Annotated in this window: 19 protein-coding genes; 10 read left to right on the top strand and 9 right to left on the bottom strand. The window is 45.9% G+C overall.

Features of this window, described 5'->3' with window-relative positions; all coding sequences use genetic code 11:
• Positions 1 to 63: 63 nt before the first annotated feature.
• Positions 64 to 426, bottom strand: a complete 363-nt coding sequence (locus tag R7P35_RS14695) for an ATPase (protein WP_318092259.1) — start codon at positions 424 to 426, stop codon at positions 64 to 66.
• A 9-nt stretch (positions 427 to 435) separates the two neighbouring features.
• Positions 436 to 2466 carry a S8 family serine peptidase gene (locus R7P35_RS14690; RefSeq protein WP_025768035.1) on the bottom strand — a complete coding sequence of 677 codons (2031 nt, stop codon included), beginning with the start codon at positions 2464 to 2466 and terminating at the stop codon, positions 436 to 438.
• A gap of 466 nt (positions 2467 to 2932) precedes the next feature.
• Here R7P35_RS14690 and R7P35_RS14685 point away from each other — a divergent pair, with 466 nt between their 5' ends.
• Positions 2933 to 4189 carry a type 2 secretion system lipase gene (locus R7P35_RS14685; protein ID WP_104980377.1) on the top strand — a complete coding sequence of 419 codons (1257 nt, stop codon included), beginning with the start codon at positions 2933 to 2935 and terminating at the stop codon, positions 4187 to 4189.
• A 151-nt stretch (positions 4190 to 4340) separates the two neighbouring features.
• Here R7P35_RS14685 and R7P35_RS14680 read toward each other — a convergent pair whose 3' ends face one another.
• The gene (locus tag R7P35_RS14680; RefSeq protein WP_005384344.1) at positions 4341 to 4943 is read right to left on the bottom strand and encodes a TetR/AcrR family transcriptional regulator; all 603 of its coding nucleotides are present in this window, start codon (positions 4941 to 4943) and stop codon (positions 4341 to 4343) included.
• A 111-nt stretch (positions 4944 to 5054) separates the two neighbouring features.
• Between R7P35_RS14680 and R7P35_RS14675 the strand changes: the two genes are divergently transcribed.
• The gene (locus tag R7P35_RS14675; RefSeq protein WP_005374097.1) at positions 5055 to 5597 is read left to right on the top strand and encodes a carboxymuconolactone decarboxylase family protein; all 543 of its coding nucleotides are present in this window, start codon (positions 5055 to 5057) and stop codon (positions 5595 to 5597) included.
• Positions 5598 to 5693: 96 nt separating this feature from the next.
• Here the strand turns inward: R7P35_RS14675 and R7P35_RS14670 are convergent, their stop codons facing one another.
• The 3 genes from R7P35_RS14670 to R7P35_RS14660 are packed head-to-tail and all read right to left on the bottom strand — an operon-like array spanning position 5694 to position 10226.
• Positions 5694 to 7070 carry an efflux transporter outer membrane subunit gene (locus tag R7P35_RS14670; RefSeq protein ID WP_025768037.1) on the bottom strand — a complete coding sequence of 459 codons (1377 nt, stop codon included), beginning with the start codon at positions 7068 to 7070 and terminating at the stop codon, positions 5694 to 5696.
• 14 nt (positions 7071 to 7084) lie between these two features.
• Complete coding sequence (locus R7P35_RS14665) at positions 7085 to 9049, bottom strand: MacB family efflux pump subunit (RefSeq protein ID WP_025768038.1); 1965 nt, start codon at positions 9047 to 9049, stop codon at positions 7085 to 7087.
• A gap of 1 nt (position 9050) precedes the next feature.
• On the bottom strand, positions 9051 to 10226 hold the full coding sequence (locus R7P35_RS14660) for an efflux RND transporter periplasmic adaptor subunit (protein ID WP_318092257.1): 1176 nt from the start codon (positions 10224 to 10226) through the stop codon (positions 9051 to 9053).
• A 772-nt stretch (positions 10227 to 10998) separates the two neighbouring features.
• Between R7P35_RS14660 and R7P35_RS14655 the strand changes: the two genes are divergently transcribed.
• The 4 genes from R7P35_RS14655 to R7P35_RS14640 all read left to right on the top strand — a co-directional run bounded on the left by R7P35_RS14655 (position 10999) and on the right by R7P35_RS14640 (position 14226).
• A complete protein-coding gene (locus R7P35_RS14655) occupies positions 10999 to 12342 on the top strand; it encodes an OmpP1/FadL family transporter (RefSeq protein WP_017635081.1) in 1344 nt (447 codons plus the stop codon).
• Between the two features lie 78 nt (positions 12343 to 12420).
• Positions 12421 to 13140: a carbonic anhydrase gene (locus R7P35_RS14650; protein ID WP_017635080.1), complete on the top strand. Its 720-nt coding sequence runs from the start codon at positions 12421 to 12423 to the stop codon at positions 13138 to 13140.
• A gap of 79 nt (positions 13141 to 13219) precedes the next feature.
• The gene (locus R7P35_RS14645; RefSeq protein ID WP_017635079.1) at positions 13220 to 13771 is read left to right on the top strand and encodes a YtfJ family protein; all 552 of its coding nucleotides are present in this window, start codon (positions 13220 to 13222) and stop codon (positions 13769 to 13771) included.
• Between the two features lie 20 nt (positions 13772 to 13791).
• A complete protein-coding gene (locus tag R7P35_RS14640; RefSeq protein WP_005480927.1) occupies positions 13792 to 14226 on the top strand; it encodes a hypothetical protein in 435 nt (144 codons plus the stop codon).
• 78 nt (positions 14227 to 14304) lie between these two features.
• Here R7P35_RS14640 and R7P35_RS14635 read toward each other — a convergent pair whose 3' ends face one another.
• Complete coding sequence (locus R7P35_RS14635) at positions 14305 to 14844, bottom strand: NUDIX domain-containing protein (protein WP_213904389.1); 540 nt, start codon at positions 14842 to 14844, stop codon at positions 14305 to 14307.
• 51 nt (positions 14845 to 14895) lie between these two features.
• Positions 14896 to 15570, bottom strand: a complete 675-nt coding sequence (gene yjjG, locus R7P35_RS14630) for a pyrimidine 5'-nucleotidase (protein ID WP_005374109.1) — start codon at positions 15568 to 15570, stop codon at positions 14896 to 14898.
• A 138-nt stretch (positions 15571 to 15708) separates the two neighbouring features.
• On the opposite strand from yjjG, the gene R7P35_RS14625 reads away from it, so the two are divergent.
• From R7P35_RS14625 to R7P35_RS14610, 4 genes are all read left to right on the top strand, one after another.
• The gene (locus R7P35_RS14625) at positions 15709 to 16632 is read left to right on the top strand and encodes a LysR family transcriptional regulator (protein WP_005384329.1); all 924 of its coding nucleotides are present in this window, start codon (positions 15709 to 15711) and stop codon (positions 16630 to 16632) included.
• Positions 16633 to 16747: 115 nt separating this feature from the next.
• Positions 16748 to 17062: a hypothetical protein gene (locus R7P35_RS14620; protein ID WP_029795225.1), complete on the top strand. Its 315-nt coding sequence runs from the start codon at positions 16748 to 16750 to the stop codon at positions 17060 to 17062.
• A gap of 47 nt (positions 17063 to 17109) precedes the next feature.
• Entirely contained in the window at positions 17110 to 17796 is a 687-nt protein-coding gene (locus tag R7P35_RS14615; RefSeq protein WP_213904388.1) for a helix-turn-helix transcriptional regulator, read from the top strand.
• A 164-nt stretch (positions 17797 to 17960) separates the two neighbouring features.
• Positions 17961 to 18143 (top strand): hypothetical protein, encoded by a 183-nt coding sequence (locus R7P35_RS14610; RefSeq protein ID WP_042523437.1) that lies wholly within the window; start codon positions 17961 to 17963, stop codon positions 18141 to 18143.
• Between the two features lie 70 nt (positions 18144 to 18213).
• On the opposite strand, the gene R7P35_RS14605 is transcribed toward R7P35_RS14610, so the two are convergent.
• The gene (locus R7P35_RS14605; protein ID WP_213904387.1) at positions 18214 to 22332 is read right to left on the bottom strand and encodes a M66 family metalloprotease; all 4119 of its coding nucleotides are present in this window, start codon (positions 22330 to 22332) and stop codon (positions 18214 to 18216) included.
• Between the last annotated feature and the right edge of the window lie 5 nt (positions 22333 to 22337).

Raw genomic sequence — 22337 nt, 5'->3', positions numbered from 1 at the left:
AAAACAAACGCCCCTCACGTGAGGGGCGTTTTTCTTTTTGGCACTATCTTAAGAAAGTTTGGCTTATTGAAGCGTAGTTCCGTTAGATAGCAGCTTTCTTGTCGGCTCTTGCTCGGTATATTCGACCGCATCGTGATCCGCGAGCTTATCGACTTCCGCCAGTTCACCCACCACAACCAACACGTGTTGTTTCACCAGAGCGTCGACCACTTCAATGTTGTGCTGACGAAGAAGCGCTCTCACTTCGCTCTCTTTCCCTTCATGATACTTAACAAAGTAACGTGCAGGTTGCTGCTCGGCTTGATCTTGGCGTTCATCCACGAGAGGAAATCCTTGATTGTTTGCCAAGCTGCTTGAGCTCAGTCCGATTGCCAATAGTGCGGTAGCGCCTACCGCAGACAAAGAAAGTAAGGTCAACTTCTTCATAGCCACTCCTTATTGAAAGGTCAGAGTCCAACTGTTGATGGTGCCTGTGTCTCTTCTGGCACTGTCCACCGCTTTTAGTTCCCATGTACCTTGCGATTCAAAACCAGAAAAATCCGCTTGGAACGTGTTTTTTATATCGTTAGCGCTGCCGCCAGTATTATTGTGAAGTACAACTTCTCCACCAGTCGGTGACGTTAAAGTCACTCGTAGATCACCGATGTAAGTGTGGCTAATATCAACGTCAATACTTACTGTGCCTGAATCACCAGAGCGATCGACTTCTACTGCACTGATTGCGCCAGAAGATTTATTATCTGGAATCGCAACAGGGCTGGTATTTGAGAAGCTAGAGTCCGAAGAGCTACCACCATCAGGTCCATTACAGCCAGCGTCCAAGAACAGCTTCGCCGCTTCAGCATTAACTAGGCCGTGGCCAGTACGGTTGTCTCGACCAGCAACATCAATATCTGTTGCAGTTTTCACTAGGGCATTACGTACTTGCGCTGCTGTACAGGTTGGGTGGTAACTCCACACCAAGCCAGCTACGCCCGTTACGTGCGGTGTCGCCATTGATGTACCATTGTAGTACTCGTAATCTTCACCAGAGGTTGTTGCAACAGTAATTTCCTGACCAACATACCCCAATAGCTCTTGACCAAATGCACGATCAACCGTTACCGAAACCATACGATAAGCGTTGTTTGTGTCTACCAAGAAAGGGTTTTGTAAACCAGGTAGTTCAGAGTTGCTGTATACGATTGCAGCTCGCGCACCCGCATTGTAACAAGCCTGAACCGCATCTACTTCAGGGTAGTTTCCTGAAGACTGGTTGCCGATACGCTCAGTCAAACAAATTTTGCCCGACATATCACCACAGTTAAAGTTACCGCCAGATACATCACAGCTATCTAGCGTTGCCGTTACTGAACCCGCGATTGGATCCGGAACATACGAAGAACCGTTATTGATCAAACGATTGTGAGGAACAATCCCACGATCAAACTGACTGACACCATTCAAGGTAATATCAGAAAGTTTACCTTCACCTACCGTAACCGTTGATAAGATCGCCACACCCGGGCCTGAGATCTCAACTTGATTAGTAGATTGTGAGAACGCTGCATGATCATTTTGATTATCAACAGCCGCAACAGACATCACTGAGTCATAAGAAGCTGGATAGCTGTGCGCTGTATTGCCATCATTACCCGCTGCGGCGATCAATAGAACGCCTTGATCGTAAATATTTTGCAGTGCATTTTGCTCAGTTCGGCTTGATTGACTACCACCAAGGCTCATGTTCACAACGTTAGCACCATTATCGGCACAGGTCTGGATTGCTTTAACAAGCCCAGATGAGTAACCCCAACCCGATTCGTTAAATACTTTCACGATGTGCAAATTCACATTCTGGTTTGGCATCACACCCTTTACACCTTCGGTGTTGGCAATCGCAGCAATCGTACCCGCGACGTGAGTACCGTGGGCATTGTTGTTACCCGGATCACTCCATGATCCCGTACCACTATCGTTAGTACCAGCAACGCGGTTACCGCTTAGGTCGTTGTGCGAAATGTCGTACCCTGAATCGATAATACATACAGTGCGATTACCCGCATTGAAGTCAGCTAGCAGTTGAGCATTAACCGCTTCATATCCCCATGGGGTCGTTTCGCTGAGCAAATAGCGAGGTGGATCGACTTCCACGTATTCCACATCACTACGATTGCGAAGCGGCTCTAAGTCATCGCCATCCAATTCAACGCTGTAAATGGCGCGATTGCCTAGTTTTTCCACCTTACGTGCCTTCACCTGTTCTAGAACAGACTCCTGCGCGATTCGTGGCCCCCAGAATGAGTTACCACCCATTGAAGAACGGCTGACTGCATCTTCTTTGAATTTGACGATGTACTTCGTCGGTAACTTAGATTCATCAAATCCCATTGGTGGAGCCGCAAACGCTGACATCGAAGTGGTCAGTGCTATTGCTACGGCAGACAACGAAAATAAGCCTTGTTTTTTACTTGTTGTGTAGTGCATTTGCCCTATTCCTTATTTGAGCTAATTTTTATTCACTATATTCTCATGAAAAGTCATCATCATGATGTTTACATGAGAGCTTCAGCTATAGTTTACAGAGCAAAAATGCCAAACAATTTGTTTCATGAATATACAAATTTGTACAAAAGATCATTCAATAAACACTTTAAGTTAACATTAAAAATCATCGACAAAACCTTATAAAGCAATTACTTAATTAACAAAAAGTGAATGTTAAATTAATGTTAGTGAGTAATTATTCTAAATATCACCCATTTAATCGATTGCTATGCTGAATGGATTTTTTGACCGTGGTGCCAAAACTGAAATATTGAATATTTAGTTGTTGACTGTCTTGAGCATTTACTCAGAATTAGAAGGTTTAGTGAGAAAAATTCTCATCTAAATACTGTTATAGCCGAGCGTATTCACGCATTCGGAACAATAACCATTACAAGAAGAGTGAATGATGAAAAAAACAATCACACTATTAACTGCATTACTTCCGCTTGCCTCCGCCATTGCAGAGGAGCCAACTTTATCACCAGCAATGGTTTCTGCGGCTGAAGTGGTTAGCGCGCAAGAAAATCAAACTTATACGTACGTTCGATGCTGGTATCGTACGAGCCACTCTAAGGACGATGCGGCTACCGATTGGAAATGGGCAAAAAACAAAGATGGTAGTGACTTCACTATCGATGGTTATTGGTGGAGCTCTGTTTCATTTAAAAACATGTTCTACACCAATACCTCACAAAACGTAATTCGCCAGCGTTGTGAAGAAACACTAGATCTAGCGAACGAGAACGCAGACATTACATTTTTTGCTGCCGACAATCGTTATTCTTATAACCACACGATCTGGAGCAATGATGCTGCAATGCAACCAGATCAGATAAACAAAGTAGTGGCTTTAGGCGATAGCTTGTCTGATACAGGCAACATCTTTAACGCGTCCCAATGGCGCTTTCCTAACCCGAATAGCTGGTTCTTGGGTCACTTCTCAAACGGTTTTGTTTGGACGGAATACGTTGCTAAAGCCAAAAACTTACCGCTATACAACTGGGCAGTTGGTGGCGCAGCAGGTGAAAACCAATACATCGCGCTAACTGGTGTCGGCGAACAAGTTTCTTCTTACTTAACCTACACAAAGCTGGCGAAGAACTACAACCCTGCTAACACATTGTTTACGTTAGAGTTTGGTTTAAATGATTTCATGAACTACAACCGTAGCGTGCCGGAAGTAAAAGCGGATTACGCTGAAGCTCTGATTCGTTTAACAGACGCTGGCGCGAAGAACTTCATGTTGATGACACTGCCAGATGCAACCAAAGCACCACAGTTCAAATACTCAACACAGGAAGAAATTGAAACGATTCGTGCGAAAGTATTGAAGATGAACGAGTTCATCAAAGCACAAGCGATGTACTACAAAGCCCAAGGCTACAACATCGCATTGTTTGATACACACGCACTGTTTGAGAAGTTAACCTCGGCACCAGAAGAACACGGTTTCGTAAATGCAAGCGACCCTTGCTTAGACATCAACCGTTCATCCTCTGTTGACTACATGTACACTCACTCATTACGTTCTGAATGTGCAGCATCTGGCGCAGATAAGTTCGTGTTCTGGGATGTGACTCACCCAACCACAGCAACGCATCGTTATGTGGCTGAAAAAATGTTAGAAAGCAGCAATAACTTAGAAGAGTTTCGCTTTTAATAAGCCGTTGTTGTTCATTGCAAGTTAATCTGCATAAAAATGACCACGATGCTTCGTGGTCATTTTTTATCGACATCGACCCCCGATAACGGGTTTATTTGAGCTCGCTTACTTCAAGCCGTTGATTTAGAGACGTTGACTTTGAGCAGTCTCATTCAGCGTTCTGTTTTGGTACGTTACCGCGGAAGCTGTTCACCATAATAGAGATCAACGTCTTTAAGGTTTCATCATCACTGCGGTATGAGTAGGCTCGTATACCCGTAAACTGAACCTGGAACAACTGAGCAAGAAGCAATGTATCCTGGGCTTCAATTTCGCCATTCTCGATTGCTCGCTCAAACAGCTTTGCAAGAAAAGATTCAAATTGGTTTGCTAAGCTGTTTGTTTGATTGCGCAGCGCATTAAAATCCTCAGCAAATTCACTTGCTGATTTGACTAACATGCACACTTCACTGGGATTGGAGTCTCGCTGATTGATAACCACATCAATCGCGAAAGCTTCTATTGCATCTAGAACCGTTGTGTTCTGAGCTAAATGCAACTCAAACAGGGCTTGTAAGTTCGCAACGTACATTTTTAGCGCTTCACAATATAGCCCCTCTTTTGACCCAAACGTCGCATAGATACTTCCAGGACGCAGATTAACGCTATCTTGTAAATCACGTGTAGATGTTGCATGAAAACCTTTCTTCCAGAATAGATCCGAGGCAGCTTTCACCACTTCATCACGTTGGAATTTCTTTGTATTCGCCATGAGCAATTATCAATTTTGAACATATGCTCAATTTTATATTGAGCGACCGCTCAAAATCAACTATCCTGTTCTTGCCTAATCCGCTCATATCCAATTACAGGAGATTTAAACATGGCAGAATTTAAACTGTATACCGCAGAAAACGCACCCGAAGGATCAAAGCATCTGATTGAAAATTCAGTCAAAGCGTTTGGCATGCTACCAAATCTTCATGCTGTTATGGCTGAAGCGCCAACCTTGCTTGAGGGTTATCAAGTTGTGCATGAGCTCTTTCAACAAACATCATTTAACGCAGAAGAATTGACCGTCGTATGGCAAACCATCAACGTTGAACATGGTTGTCACTATTGCGTTCCTGCTCATAGTGCGATCGCGGCGTCAATGAAAGTGGATCAGGAGATTGTTGATGCTCTCGTCAACCAAACACCATTGGCAGACGAAAAACTTGAAACACTACGAGAAACAACGCTTCAAATGGTGCGCCAACGTGGTGTAGTGGAAGAGTCTCAGATAGAGAAGTTCTTTGCGGCGGGTTACGGACAGCAGCAACTGCTTGAAATTGTACTTGGTCTAGCGCAAAAAGTGATGAGTAACTACACCAATCACCTAGCTGACACTCCGGTTGATGCACCTTTCAAGAAGTTCGCCAAGTAACTTAAGCTTTTATTACTGGCCCCATCAATGGGACCAGTAATACCTTCAAAAAAGGCTTTGTTGCATGACGCTTCGCTAGTGTGCGCTGATCCCTAATTACAACGGCGCAACGTCGGTTCCTCCTAAAGACTGGTAAAGCGTAACCTGAGTGAGAAACTGGTTGTAGCGGTTTTCCAACAAAGAAGCTTGCGCGTTTCTGGTGTCTTCTTGTGCATTCAAATAGTCCATGATCGACGTCGAGCCATACTGATACCGCGCAGCATAAATGGACTCAGCGGCACTTGCGGCATCATATTGCTCTTGTAAACGCGCCGCCTGATACTTCAATTTCTCGCGTGCTGACAAGGCATTTTCGACATCTTGGAATGCGGCGTACAACACTTGGCGATAACTCACAATAGCCGATTGATAGTCTAAATCGGCAATGGCTTGGCTATTTTTCATCTCATTCCACTGCAAAAACGGCAACGTCATATCCGCACCTAAACTGCCGATCGGGTTGGAAAGCAGGTCTTTGAGCGCTTGTGACGATCCACCCAAAGCCCCAGTGAGCGTCAGCTTGGGCAAGTAGTCTAAATCTGCTGCGTCTTTATTTGCTAGCGCGGCTTTGACTTCATAAAGCGCTGCTTTAATGTCGGGTCTGCGGATCAATAAATCAGACGGAGCACCAACACTCAACGATGGCATATCGCCTTCAGGCAGCATTTGGATGTTTGCACTGATGCTCTTCGGCGGTTGATTGAACAAAATCGCAAAGGCGTGGTTTGCCTCAAGTAAACTCTGTTCAAACTCACTTTGCTGCGCTTGTAAGCTTGCCAACGTACGTTTGGCTTCAAGCACATCTAACTGATCCACAGCGCCAAGTTGGTACTGTTTTTTAATCAATTGTAGCGTTTGAGCTGCGTCTTCCACATTACGCTGACTGAGGTTTAAGCGCTGTTTTAGATAGCCGATTTGCCAATATAACGATGCCGTCGTTGCCACCAAACTTTGTGCGGTCGCCTCGCGATCTTGTTGACTTGCCATCGCCGTCCACTTGGCTTGGTCAACGTCTGCCGAGATTTTTCCCCACAAATCCAACTCGTAATTGACGGACAAGTTAGTGCTGTAGCTATCTGCCGATTCCCCGCTATCAAGAGATTTTTGAACTTGTCCTGATGTGGAAGAACTCAACGTAGGGAAAAGGTCATCTTGCGTTAAACCCAGCTGTAAACGCGCTTTCTTTAGCGTTAGCGTTGCCAGCGTCAAATCGTTGTTTTGAGCCAACACCTGAGCAATGTATTGATTAAGCGTTGGGTCGTTAAACGCCAACCACCAAGGATCCATGCTGACATCACCCGCAACATGCATCTGTTGCCAATTTGCAGGCACTTGCACCTCAGGAGCTTGATAGTTGCTACGCATAAGCGACCCACAACCTGACAACCACACTGCACTTAAGGCAGCCGCGACCAATCGAGTTTTGAATTTCATTGTGTTACTCATTTTTAGTCTCTCGCTAGCGCTTCTATCGGATCGAGTTTGGCGGCATTGCGAGCGGGTAAAAAGCCGAAAGCGATGCCAATCAACGTTGAGCAAATAAACGCCCAGATGATCGAGTTCATTGAGTAAATCATTTGGAAGCTGCTGCCAGATGTACTGAATGCAAAACCAATCAAAAACGCCAAGCCAATACCAGCAATGCCACCACACAAACACACTAGTACCGCTTCAATCAAAAACTGACGCAAAATATCCGCTTGCCGCGCACCCACAGCCATTCGTACACCGATCTCTTTCGTGCGCTCTGTCACCGACACCAACATGATGTTCATTACGCCAATTCCGCCGACAATTAGGGAGATCACCGCAATCGCTGAGATCAGTAACGTCATGGTGGCGGTGGTTTTCTCGATGCTCTGACGAATGGTGTCAGTGTTAATCGTGAAGAAATCTTCTGTACCGTGGCGCATTTTTAACAAGTTGATGATGCTCTGTTCTACCGCTGCGCTTGGGGCGTTCTCATCAATCCGTACAGTAATGCCGTTGAGGTAGCGTTGTCCCATCATTCGTCCCGACATGGTGGTGTATGGCACCCAAATTTTCAGCGCGTCGCTGTTGCCAAACGCGTCTTCTTTTTTCTGCGTGACACCCACAATACGCACTGGCAATGAACCAAGAAAAATCACTTCACCAATCGGATTTCTATCCGCAAACATTTCCTTTCTGGTGTTGTCATCAATCACTGCTTCTTGGGCGAGTGAGTTCACGCTCTCTTCATCCCAAAACTGACCTTTGGCGATCTCATAACCGCGCACACGGAAATAATCTTCCCCAACCCCTTCCACAGACGCGGTTGCATCCTGATTGGCGTAACGCACGGTTAAGCTGTTGGATAAAGACGGCGTGACACTGTCGACAAAAGGTAGACTCTCCAACGATTTAGCATCGTCGGCGGTTAGCGTTTTCACTCGTCCGGAGCGGCGGTCACCAAACCCTTTGCCCGGCCTGACATCAATGGTGTTTGTTCCCATGGATGAAATATTCGACAAAATTTGCTGTTGTGAACCATTACCTAGTGCCACCACGGAAACCACCGAGGCTATACCAATAATGATGCCGAGCATGGTCAAAAACGTGCGCATTCTGTGGCTAGACATCGCCAGCAGCGCCATTTTGAGCGCGTCAATAAAACTGTCCCACTTCCACCACTTACTGGCGACTTGCGCTGGGCGATGAAAAGACGTGCTCGGTGTCTGTACTGCTTGCTCATTGATTACAACTTGTGCATTTGGCGTATCTGCAATGATTTCACCATCTTTGATTTCAATGATGCGATCCGCAAAGTTCGCCACGTTCATATCATGAGTCACTAAGATGACCGTATGCCCAAGTTGATGCAACTCTTTAAGCAGTGCCATCATCTCTTGCCCACTGTGACTGTCTAATGCGCCAGTGGGCTCATCAGCGAGAATCACCTCACCGCCGTTCATCAGTGCACGAGCAACACTCACGCGCTGTTGCTGGCCACCACTCAGTTGGCTGGGCTTGTGAGTGAAACGATCTTCCAGCCCTAAGCGAGCCAATAACGACTGCGCTCGATCCGTTCTTTGACGATGAGGAACTCCCGCGTAAACCGCCGGTACTTCCACGTTTGCCACCGCGGTTAAATCCCCCAGCAGATGGTAACGCTGGAATATAAAGCCAAAATACTCGCGGCGCAGTTCCGCCAGTTGATCAGATTCCAACGTCGAGACATCTTGCCCATTAATGAAGTATCGACCGCTGGACGGTTTATCCAAGCAGCCGAGCACATTCATCAGCGTCGATTTACCTGAGCCTGATGCCCCCACGATCGCGACCATTTCACCGCGTTTTATCTCTAAATTAATGTGGTTCAACACGGTAAGCGACTCGTCGCCAGAGACAAATCGTCGAGTTAAATCCTCAACTTTTAAAAGCACGTCACTCATATTAGAACCTCATTGGAGGTCGACGACGATCACCTCGGCTTGATGATTCTCCATCCATGGCATTGCCAAGAACAACTTGGTCGCCCTCCTTCAAACCTGAGAGAATTTCTGCGTTCACTTTGTTGTTAATACCCACTGTCACGGGCTTTTGCAACACTTGGCCCTGTTCAAGAACTGGCACGGTATAGTTGCCTTTGCCGCCAGATTTTTGCAGCACTTGTGAAGGGACAATCAAGGTATTTTCCGATTGCTCAAGGACAATCGAAACTTGCGCAGTCATGCCGATGCGCAAAATACCTTGCGGGTTCTTCACATCAAATACAGCGTTGTAGTAAATGGCGTCGCTATCTGAAATGCTCAAATCGCTGTCATCGCCATCCATGATGGTTGGCCCCGGCTCAATGGCGCGCAATGTGCCTTTAAACTGCTGATTCGGTTTGCCTAAAATGGTGAACAGCGCCGTTTGGCCTGGGTGAACAAAAATCACATCGGCTTCCGAAATTTCGGCTTTCACTGTCATCGTATCTAACTTGGCTAACTCGATAATAGTTGGCGTGGTTTGATTGGCGTTTACGGTTTGTCCTTCTTCCACCGCGGTGTAGACCACCGTGCCATCCATCGGTGCGTTGATGGTGGTGTAACCGAGATCTAACTGCGCATTGTCGACGTTGATTTTGGCTTTCTCGATTTCGGCATCCAGTTGCGCTAACTCGGCTTTGTAGATGGCGAGCGTCGCTTCGGCATTCTCGTAATCAGCTCGTGAGCTCGCTTTCGCCGCTAGCATGCCTTTTTGGCGCACGAATTCATAGTTTGCTTGTTTAATCTGCGCTTGCTTAGCTTGATACTGAGCATTGAGACTATTAAGAGACGCTTGGGCTTCTTTGAGGCTGTTTTGCTGAGTCAGGCTGTCAATCTGTGCAATCAAGTCCCCCTGTTTGATCTCATCCCCTAAGTTCACAGCGAGGCGTTGAATTTGCCCAGATACTTGCGCACCTACATTCACCAATTTGGACGCTTGCAACATGCCGTTGGCTAATACCGCCTTTTCGATATTGCCTTTGCGCACGACTTCTGTCGCGTAAGGAGAAATGGGTTCTGGACGTTGCAGATAATGATAACCACCAGCACCAATAGCGAGTAGGCCACACAAAACGAGCCATTTTTTATTGAGTTTCATAGCAGGAGTGAAGTAAATAATCGTTTTGATTTTATACTGCTATTTGTCCTAGCCGTACAGGGTACGAGACGTAAAGATAGGTAAATTAACGTCAAGATACTGAAGGAATAAAATCACTAACGTGAAAAATCCGAGATATTATAGTCACTTCAAAACTTTATCATTCAATAAATATAACAAAGATCATTTTTAATATAGAAATTCAAGTTATAAGTATTATAAACAAAACTTTTAAATACCAACAAACCAGTAAAATCCAAAATTATTCAACATTCCATCAATTTAAATTTCATTATAGCCATTTTTAATTATTGAATTTCAAGAGGAGTTAAGTGATAAGTTAAATAAAAAATACCCACATAACACAGGTAAGACCGAGAGGAGTGTGTCATGTGGGTTTAAAACGATAGTTCTCTTGCTGATTCGAACTACCAACGTTGGGATGCAATGGAAATACAAATGACTCAGAGTTTCCATCACGAACACTTTATCGCTGGATTTGCCTCTGTTTGTTAGGGAACAGTCAGCACAATAAAAATAGAGAAGTAATACCGCAAAAATAAAAACAGAGGCTCAGAGTTTAATTTACACTTAAAATAATCACAATATTCACGACATGAACCATTAATAAATTCATCAATAAATATTTATTAATTTAAATCTATTTATTGTCAACATACTGTTAGTTTTACCCCTAAATGTACTGGTCAGATTTGTTTATTTTACTTCTTTTCGTTGCAATACAACCTCTAATTAATTCATGAGAAAAAACATGCAGCGACAATTAACTCTTTCACCGATTTATTTATTAATCGGGTTAGCCTCATCGACGGCGTATGCCGGTGGTTTTCAAATTAACGAACATTCGGCGACGGGTCTTGGTCGTGCTTTTGCTGGTGATGCCGTCATTGGTGATAATGCGTCTGTAGTCAGCCGTAACGCCGCAGCGATGACGCTGTTTAAACAAAATGCCTTATCGTTCGGTGTCACTTACGTCAAACCTGACGTTACCGTTAAAAATGCGCAATATCATCGAGCTAACATTAATGCGGATGTCAATGTTGGTATGGGCGGTTTTCCTCCGTCCCCTCAAGTTGAAATTACCCCGTCCTTCTCTCAAACCGTGACCGACATTGATGACGTCGATGGCGTTGGTCAACCAGCCGTTGTACCCAATTTTTACTTTATTCACCCTATCAACGACGACTGGTATCTAGGCTTATCGGCATACTCCAACTTCGGAACCGACATGGAGTTTAAACCAAACTATGGCGCACCTGTTTTTGGCGGTGTCACCAGCGTAGCGAGTGTCAACCTTGGCGCAAGCTTGGCATACAAGGTGAACGATCGTTTTAGTATCGGTGGTGGTATTGATGTGATTTACGGCTCTGGTGAGCTGTACCGCGATATGGACGTGGGTGTTTGCGTTGGTGGGAACATACTTGGAAACGAACTAGAACAACGCTGTGGATCCGTAAAAGGCAACGCACTTGATGTGGAAGCTGGCGGCATTGGGCTTGGCGCGAACATTGGCATGATGTACGAGTTTAACGAACGTCATCGCTTAGGTTTAAGCTACAAGCACAGCCCTAACATTGATGCCAAGGGTGACATCCACTTTGCTGGCGAATCGTACGACTCGCTTGCTATGCCGCTACCGGATATTGCGGAGTTTTCCGGTTATCACCGCGTCTTACCTAAATTTGCCCTGCACTATTCTGTGCAGTGGATTGGTTGGTCAGCATTTGACAGCTTGAAAGCTGATGATCAGTTGCTAAAAGATTTTCAGTGGCAAGACTCCGCGCACTACTCCATCGGTGCGACTTGGTACGCCAATGAACGTTGGACACTTCGCACGGGTTACATGTTCGACAAAACACCTGTCGATGAGCTGACTTCGCTTTCTATCCCAGATTCGAACCGTCACTGGTTATCTGCGGGTGCCTCTTACCAATGGTCATCAGATACCACGGTTGACATCGGCATGACGTACTTGATTGGTGAAGATGTCAACGTAGAAGAGTACGCGTATGAAGGTGTTCCTGCACCGATGGTGACGGGCGTGACCCATTCAAATGCGTTCCTAATTGGTGCCCAACTCAGCCACCGTTTCTAATTTGTCAGGCAGTGATCAAACCTCTAGGTCATTGCCTTGTAACAACGCTTATCGAAGCGACCGAACAGAGACATTATTATGAACAAAACACTACTTGCTTTTTCACTCTCACTTCTCACTCTAAGCGCGGCTCAGGCTTCGGAATGGGGCTATGGCAATGACAAACACGGGCCAGAGCACTGGGGAGAAATCGCCAAAGACTGCGCAACCACGAAAAACCAAAGCCCAATCAACATCGACAACCCAGCCGATGCAAAACTGGAAGCACTGAACCTTTCGTACACTGGTCAGGTCATTGGTTTAACCAACAATGGTCATACGCTGCAAGCGCAAGTGAACGGACGTAACAGCTTCACCATCGATGGCGAGACGTTCGAACTGCAACAGTTCCATTTCCACACACCTTCAGAAAACCAAATCAAAGGCCGCCAATATCCACTTGAAGCGCACTTTGTACACGCCAACGCAGACGACGAGTTGGCGGTAATTTCGGTGATGTTTGATGCTGGCGATCAAAACGCAGCACTGTCTAAACTGATCAACGCAATCCCACAAGAGAATCAAACCACGTTCTTTAAAGATACGTTTGAGATTAACGACTTACTGCCAAAAACTGCAAACTACTATCGATTTAACGGCTCTTTAACCACACCACCATGTTCAGAAGGTGTGCGCTGGTTTGTGCTTAAAGACACTCAAACCTTATCCAAAGATCAAGCCGAGAAACTGATGGAAGTCATGGGACAAAACAATCGTCCGCTGCAACCGCTAAATGCGCGCGTTGTACTTTCTAACTAATCGCCACATCCGATAAGGGGCATCGTATTTGCCCCTTATTTTGATTCGCTCTAACCTCACTTCGTTACAGGAACCCCCAATGAAAACTCCATCTGTTCTGTCACTCTTACTCGCACTCGCCCCGACATTCGCCTTCTCTCATAACCTTTCTGTCGGTCAAACCACCCCATCCGTCAGCATTGATACCTATGGCGAAATGACGCTGCAAGGAGACGATGTGGCTTATCAACCTTGGGCAACTCAGCAGATGTTAGGCAAAATCCGTGTGATACAAGCCATTGCAGGTCGTAGTAAAGCTAAAGAGATGAACGCGCCGCTGATGTCAGCAATCACTGCCGCTCACTTTCCTGAAGATCAGTATCAGACCACAACCGTGATCAACCAAGAAGACGCCATCTGGGGAACCGGTACATTTGTAAAATCGTCGGCAGAGGACAGCAAAAAGACATTCTCTTGGTCTTCCATGGTGTTAGACAAAAATGGCGTATTAGCAACAACTTGGGATCTGCAGCAAGAAAGTTCTGCGATTATCGTACAAAATAAACAAGGCGAAATTTTATTCGTGAAAGAAGGGGCTTTAACTCAAGACGAAATCACACACGTCATCGAACTGATTAAACAGAATATCTAAACCTAAGGTAAGGAAAAGCTATGAAACTGTTCAACACCATCGCACTCTGTCTTTTAGCGGCTGTAGCCTCTTTCCAATCGGTTGCAGGAGACAACGATTGGGACAAGATTGCAGATAAGACCGTCAGTTTTAAATCGGAAACCGACACAGTCAATCCACTGTCACCATTTGCTAACGCTCGTTTCAGCCACATAAAAATCAAATGTACACAAGGTACGGTCGATCTGAAAAGCGTTAAAGTAATCATGAAAGATGGTCAGGAAAAGACGTTCGACAGTTTAGGTGTTCTGACTAAAGGCATGTCATCAAGAAGCTTAAGCCTACCAACAAAAGATAACGCGAAGTTAGACAAAATCGAGTTGAACTATGAATCGGTTGGCAGCACTGCGCTGCAAGTCGCGGGGGTGACTAAAAAAGCGCAAGTGGAAATCTTAGGTAAGAAAATCGACGAGTAAGCGATGGCTCAACGAACTCACCCAAACTAAAAACAGCGGCACTAGGCCGCTGTTTTCATTAAAAATCGTCATGGATAACTAAATGAATTTCTTCAGCTTCGCCAAACCATAAGCGGCGATGGTGACACAATCTTTGATCGTGCCGTCGATCATCATCTGTTCGAACTCCTCAACCGAAAAAGCGCGAGTGATCAAATCCTCTTCTTCACTGTCGAGTTGATTGCCCACGTCCGTTAAATCAGTGGCGAAGTAGACGTGACATGTCTGATTCAAAAAGCCGTATGCGATAAACTGCGCGCCGACATACGCCATAGCGCTCGCCTGCATGCCCGTTTCTTCACGCAGCTCGCCTTTGGCAAGCTCAAGATGATCCACATCTGGGTTTGATTCCCACGCCCCTTGTGGGATCTCCCAACAACGTTGACCTACGGTGTAACGGTACTGCTGAACCAAGTGAATCATCCCGTTATCGATAGCCAGAATCGCAGCACAATCAGGTTTGTCGACCACACCATAGATGCCCTCTGCGCCGCTCGGACGTAAAATTTTGTCCTCACGCACCGTCATCCACTTATTCTGGTAAACGACTTTGCTGTCTAGCTGTTTGATGTCTGACATGATTATTCCTTGATTTTTCTGAGGGTTACTGCGGAATAATACCCGATTCGGTTACGCCACCAAAATGTTCTTTAGTTCACTCAAAGACTCAACGGTGTAATTTGGTGCGATACGCTCATCGACGCTTGCGCCTGTGGTATTTAACCAGCAAGTTTCAATACCAAAATTATTACCACCCAGAATATCGGAATGCAGGTTGTCACCCACCATCAGTACGCGCGTTTTGCATGGGTTGCCCATTTGCTGCATCGCGTATTCAAAAATACCTAAGTCCGGTTTTGCTACGCCCACTTGTTCAGAGATCACCACTTTATCGAAGTACTCAGTCATCCCTGTGCGCTCAAGGCGAATTGCTTGCAACTCTGTAAAACCGTTGGTGATGATGCCCATTTTGGCTTTGCCTTGCAGCGCTTCCATCAGCTCTTTTGCACCTGGCAACAAGCTGCAAATATCGGCCATTGCTTCTAAAAATGCGCTATTGAGATCTGCTGTTGTGGTATTCAGCTTCTCAGCCCACTCGGTAAAACGCTTATGTTTTAGCTCATCTGCCGTTACTTTGCCGTCTTGGTAATCCACCCAAAGCGGTTTGTTTACGGTTTGGTAATGAGCAAAATCTTGTTCAGTAAAATCTACGCCTTTGCGAGAAAACATAAGCTGCAAACCTTTGAAAGCATCAAAGTGGAATAAGGTTTCGTCAGCGTCAAACAGGATCCAATCGTACTTCATTTTCTTCTTCCCAAAATCAAGGTCGTAATACTGGTGCATAGTCTAGATTGTTTTCTTCTTGAAGATAATCTCTATAATTGGAAATTAATTGTATCCTTGTGCTCAACAATAAATGCTTCACGATAATAGGAGATTGATGTGAACGCGATTGCCTCCCTGCCCGTTTTTGTTGCTGTTGTCGAATGCGGCAGCTTTTCCCTTGCGGCCAAACAGCTGAATCTGACGAAATCGGCGATCAGCAAACGCATCAACCAACTAGAAGACGATTTGGGCATTCGTCTCCTTAACCGAACTACGCGTAAGCTGAGCCTGACCGAAGCGGGAGAACGCTATTTTGAGTACGCTTCTCAAGCGCTCAATCTGGCCCAGCAAGGCGTAGACGCGGTATCGGAACTGCAAGGCTCTCCACAAGGTCGGCTCAAAATTACCGTGCCGATGTCTTTCGGTGTGCTGCATATCGCGCCTTTGATCAGCGAGTTTCTCGCTCGTTACCCGAAAATTGAAGTGGATTTAAACCTCGAAGACAAAATGGTCGATTTGGTTAAAGACGGTTTTGATTTGGGGATCCGTATTGGTGAACTCACCTCTTCCAATCTAATCGCAAAACGCCTCGCCCCTTGTAAAAGTGTGCTTTGTGCCTCGCCAGATTACTTAGCGGAGTTTGGAACACCACAAAAACCAAGTGATTTAGTCAGTCACAACTGCCTGCGCTACTCCTATTTCCGTGGCGGCGTCGAATGGATGTTCATCAACAACGGCAGCGAATACAAGGTGCTTCCAAAAGGAAACTTTATCGTCAATAACAGCGAAGCCATTCGCCAGTTGCTGTTAAGAGGTTCGGGCATTGCGCAACTGCCAACATTTATTGCAGGAAGAGACTTTGCCGCAGGAAATCTAAAACCGGTGATGGAAGAGTATTCTCTACCAGAACACGCCATTTATGCGGTTTTTCCTGAGCGCAAGCACATGCCGTTGAAAGTAAGAGCCTTTATCGATTTTATCAGCGAAAAACTCGGCACAGATTTACCTTACTGGGATCGTTACAACAGCCCAGAAAAATAACCATATTGATGATAAGTGAGTGAGATTTCACTACTGACATGTTCTGACATTCCATCCGCGTAACCTTATTTGGAACTCAATAGGCAATCCGCCAAAACCAATAAGGAATCACAATATGGAAACCGTTATCGAAACTGTGCAATTTCGTCTAACCGCAGGCACAACAGAGCAAGACGTGATCGCCGCTGCCAAACAGTCACAAACGTTTGTGAAGAATCTGCCGGGCTTTTTGTATCGCTCACTCAGTCACGAAGCGACGGACGATGTGTGGACAGACATCATTTACTGGCGTTCAATGGACGATGCAAAACAGGCGGGAAAACAGCTCAAGCAAGCCGCTGAATTTCAGCCTCTGTTATCAATGATTGACTGCGAAAGCTTCGAGCTTATACATCACAACTTAAAAATGTGCAGTGAGCTAGAGAAGTAATCAGCCACACTACTACTAACAACCAGTAGGTCTAGATAAGGAACATCATGAGCAAATCAGAACGACTGTTTGAGCTACTGACGCTTTTGCGCGCAAAGCGTTACGCCGTGACAGCGAAAGAGCTCGCAGAAAGAATGGAAGTCAGCGAACGTACGATTTATCACGATATTCAGTCGTTGCTCAGTTCTGGTGTTCCGATTCAAGGTGAAGCAGGTGTCGGCTACCTGTTGCAAGCAGGCTCTCATCTGCCACCTTTGATGTTCTCAGAAAAGGAGATGATGGCGCTTGAACTGGGTATGCGGATGGTTCGAGCCTGGTCGGACGCCGAACTCGCCGAAGCGTCTCACTCTGCGTCCACCAAAATACTTTCGGTATTGCCAGATAAGCTCAAACAACAAGTGGAAGATTGTCCGCTGATTGTGCCCGATTATCACACCCAATCCGAGACTGCCAAACGAGGGCAGCTTCTGCGCCACGCGATTGATCATCAGTTTAAGGTCAGTTTGGATTACCAAGATGAAAGCGGACAGGTGACCGAGAGAAAAATCCAACCGTTAGGCCAGTTCTTTTGGGGCAAAGTCTGGACGCTGGTCGCCTGGTGCGAATTGCGCGATGACTATCGCCAGTTCCGCCTCGACCGTATCCAAGCACTGCGTATGCACGATGAAGAGTTTCAGAGTGCGGAAACCAAATCTCTCAAACATTATATTGCGCAGTATGAATCGAAAGATTGAGTATTTTTCATCCCTCCATCACAAGGATTCCAAATTGCTCTGCTCAATGCGCGATATTTGGAAAGGCACATTTGGTTAAACTAATGTTTCATTTTTAACGGATGCGCAACCAACCTAAGATCGTTAACTTAAGTAGCACGTCAACCACACCGGAGCGTGAAGCTATGAAAGTACTGATTCAATACACCCAAGCAGGGAAATATCGAGATCAAGCGTGGGAGTCTTTAACTCTTCGATCTAAAGGTGATATGCAGGCCGTTACCCCTTCTTATGCTGCCCAACTTATCGAACAAAGCAAAGCGACACTTGTGATGACAGAAGACAGACAGATCATCTTTCACTCCTAAATTCCATCAATCCTATGACGAAAAAGGCCTGCATTGCTGCAGGCCTTTGTATGAGTGAATTAAGAGTTATTTACTGGAAACTCACTGCAGTTGGTAGGCGATCAAGCATCTTGTAGTAATCACCAGCCACAGCGCCGATATCACCACGCAAATACGCTTGAATCATATTGAGATCTTTCAGCCAAAGTTCTTTGTCAGCATCTGAAGACGCCATGTACCCTGCGTACATATTGTCGACCGCGAACATCATGTCTTCGGCGTGATCGTTGTAAATCAAAAGCATCGCATCTGTGTAAGCTTCGAACGCTTTCAGCTCATCGTGCGCTTTACCACCTTTATAGCTCAATGTGCCTGAAGTTGCATCGATGACCAAATCACCCGAAGTCACATTCGCTGTCGTAAAGTTGATGAAAGACTGGCTAAACGACAGCACACCTGCCGCAATATCCGCATCAATGGTTCGCTTCATTGCGTTGACCATTGGCGCATCCAGCAGCAATACAGGATCGTGGAACGCTGGGACAATCGCTGTTCGGAATGGCCCCCAAGCACTATCGATGCTCTCTGCGACCTTGTTTAGTGTTGCAGGCTCATAGCTATCTAGGTAAGTTTTTAGATCGTAACCTTTGGACGTCACCAGTTGATTTGCGTAGTCGTAAGCCAGCTTGTTTGCTTTTGTTGCCACAAACTTCTCGCCGTCGATAACAAACTCAACCTTGTCACCCGCGATAATACCGTAGCGGTCTTGTTGCTTCGTAAACGTATCAAACTGAGATTGACCACGAGTCTTCACTGTGTAGTCGTAAGACTTCATTTGGCGCACACCCATTCTCAAGATGACATCGCCAACACGTCCGCGGCCTTCTGCACCAATATCAAGGAATCTTGCAATACCACGAGGCATTGGTGGTAGGGACTCCATTTGCTCAGTGATGTGTAGGTTCACGGTAACACCTTTTAGATTGGTGTATTCCTTACCGTCTTTACCCACCAATTTAACTGGCGTATTTAACGCATCATTTGCCACGACGTTGCCCATGATGTCTTCGTATTCAGCTTGCACCCCAGGGATATCAAGCAGCGATGCAAAGCTCACCTCATCGGTAAAACGGTTCGAGAATCGACGTGCTAAGAAGTGGCTCGCAAGCGCTTTGTCTGGCCAGTTACCCAACACAGACACCGCATTTGACCAAGGGTAATCCGGGTCAAAGCTACCAATTGAGTTTAGGAAGCGTCCATTCGCAGTTTCCGCAACAGCTATATAGCCCTCATCTGAATCTTCGATAAAGCGTGCTGCCAAATCATCAAAACAGCTGGCTGTTGAAAGATCGTAATCAGCCGGAATTTGGTGTGAGTTGTTGTCTAACAGTTGACCAAAAGAAATCACTTTTTGGTTGCCTGCCGCATTTTCTATCACACATTGATGCTCTGGTGTGCGCAAGATATCAAGGAAGAACGCCGCGGATTTTTTCGCCCCATTCGCGTAATCACAGAACCATGAGTTATCGGCTTTGCCTTCGCTACAGTATTGAGGGTTTGAAGCAATGCGCAATAAGAAATCACCCGGCTTATCCGTTGACGAAGTGTAACCCAGATTGGTGTACAGGTTATCGATGCGCTCAAGATCTTCCATCTTGTCACGGATAGCGCTCATTTCCATATAACGACGCACTAAGTAACCAGGATAATCGGACGAGAATAATCCCGTCGTCCCATATAACTCCAAGTTGCGTCGATCATAGCTATCGAGATAGTTCTGCCACTCGTAAGAAACAATTTCTTCTAGGTTTGTACCTTCGTCAAAACGGTTACAGTCGCTGTTTAGAGAAACGTTCCCATCGGTACAGAAATCGTAAGACTTACGCTCAATTTCATTCACTTTATCTAGGTAGTAAAGTGCGCCATAACGAGTTTTCGCATTCAGTTCTGGATCATCAGACAACGCGGCGGTATCGAATCGGCTGAAGTCACAGTTGTAGAGTGATTTGCCTTTCTCGTTCCCCGTTAGTGCCTTCACTTCAGAACACACCATCAGCGATGTGTTGTCTGGATTGTTGCCAAACTTGTATGCAAAGCTTTGTTGGTAGGCTTGCTGATCAGCGAGGTAACGAGCGTATGCCGCTTTGTCTTCATCGCTCGCACTGTCTGCCGGTTTCGCAATAGGCGCAGGAGCTGAACCTGAAGAACCTTGAATCGTCTCGACTTTACGACCGTAACCAAACTTAAACGCCGCAATATCGTACAGACCCCAAGTTGGCGTTTCATCCAACATGCTTGGTGCGTAGTCCATTGTCGAACTGTAAGCAGGAATGTTGTTCAAACCAAGTTGATACGCTTGCTCGAGCGTGTAGTAGTTCGCTTTGTCATTTGAGCCTTTAAAGTTATGGCGCAGACCCATGTTATGACCAAGCTCGTGAACAAGCGTATTGCTGTAAGTCGCAACCGTAATCGCATCTGCTGCTTTCACTTGCAACTCTTTTGGCAGGTATTTCCAACGCTTAAGCTGACGCGATACTTCGTGACCGGCGTCATCGAGTTTGATCTCAAAGTAACGCTCGTCATCCAACTTCAAGTTGTCCAACATGGCCTTGTTGGTTGAAGAAACCCACGACGCTTCGATTGGATAGACGTTGTTCTCTGCCCAGAAAGACAAACGGTTCTCTTCAGCTTCAACCACCTTTTCAAACTCCATGTCATCATTGAAGTTTTTCATTAGCTGAGTTGGGCTCTTCGTCGCTGCTTTTCCAGAAACGATGTCTTCTTTTGAAACGAGCGGCGCATGAATGTTTTCATCCGATTTCAGGCTCGCCATCGCCGCCATTGTAGAAAGCGCTTCAATTCTATCCGCGACTTCTGTTTTCACAGATTCGCTGCTGGTTGGCAATGGTTCTAAGCCATCTAAGTCCAGTTGATTACGATTATAGAAACGTGCCAAGTTATCCCAATAGAAAGGCACACCCGTTCTTGCAACACCTGCGTATTGGTTCACGTGGGCTTTGATGATTTCCCCCGTCATCGGGTTAGAAACCGACGGGCCATAGCCAAGCAGACCATTCGCTAAAGGCTCGTCAATCAGGTTAATCACGTTGTAACGCAGATCACCTGGGTGAATACCAGCCGCTTTGGTTTTGTTCACAATCTCGATTTCAGGCTTGCCTGCATCCGCCCCAAATACATTCAGAGCTTGGTTCATCTTTTCGATCGATTGCAGCGTTGCATCCAAGAACAACTTGTTCTTCTCTTCAAAAAAGTTATCGCTCAAGTAGTATTTGATAGAGCCTTGATCTGGGTTGAAACGATTGAGGTAAACCACATCACGGTCGTATTTATTCGTGACTGGGTTAAGCTTTTTCGTCGACGTGGTGAAGAAACCAATGTCGTTCTCATCACCCACTGGGTACAAGATCGGTTGGTAACCTTCGGTTGCCACTTCACTTTCGTGCACTAACGAATAGTAGAACCGAGATTTAAACGCGCCATCCACAAGCGCTTCATCCAAGCTCGCTTTCGTTGCAAAGTTGATGTAGTCGGAAATATTATCTAAATCGATACGGAACGTGCGCTCTAGTTCGAAATTGAGAAGACCGTTTTTAGGGTCAAAGTCCCACGAGATCAATCGTGGTGCGCCAATTTCATCAATGCCCTCAGTAATGCCATACAGATCTTCCATATTGAATTCTGCAATTTCGAGATCTTCAGGACGAGGAGTGAAGTGGGTTTTCTTCTTGTAGTTTAGGCTTGCGTCTTCGTTGGTTTCTTCTTTGTTGGTGCAATCACCATGCGCGTCTTCTTGACAGCGATACGCCGCAAAGTCACCCGGAATCGTCAGCACTTGCGCGAAGTTAACGCCGTCGTCGTCTGCGACAAATTTCTCTTCACCGCAGTAGTTATTAGCATCTTTGCTTAGATGCGCGTCTGGGTAGTTTTTATCGTAACTGCGAACTTCCAGACCTTCTTTGGTAAAACAAAGCTCAACGTAACGAGGTGAACCTTGCAAGAATGGGAATTGGTTCAGAGCAAAGCGTGGCGCGGCACCAGTCGTCGGAACGTAAAACCAACGACCGTCTTTAAGCTCTTTTACTGCGACTTCTTTTGCATCTCTTTCGACATAGTCATACGCCTGATCATCTGCGCCACAGCCTGCAAGTGCGGCCGTTATTGCTGACACCAGAGTCAATTTTTTAAACATTATTT

Source organism: Vibrio sp. Vb0304 (genome assembly GCF_033338995.1).
Taxonomy (GTDB): Bacteria; Pseudomonadota; Gammaproteobacteria; order Enterobacterales; family Vibrionaceae; genus Vibrio; species Vibrio alginolyticus.
This window is presented reverse-complemented; position numbering and strand designations above follow the sequence as displayed.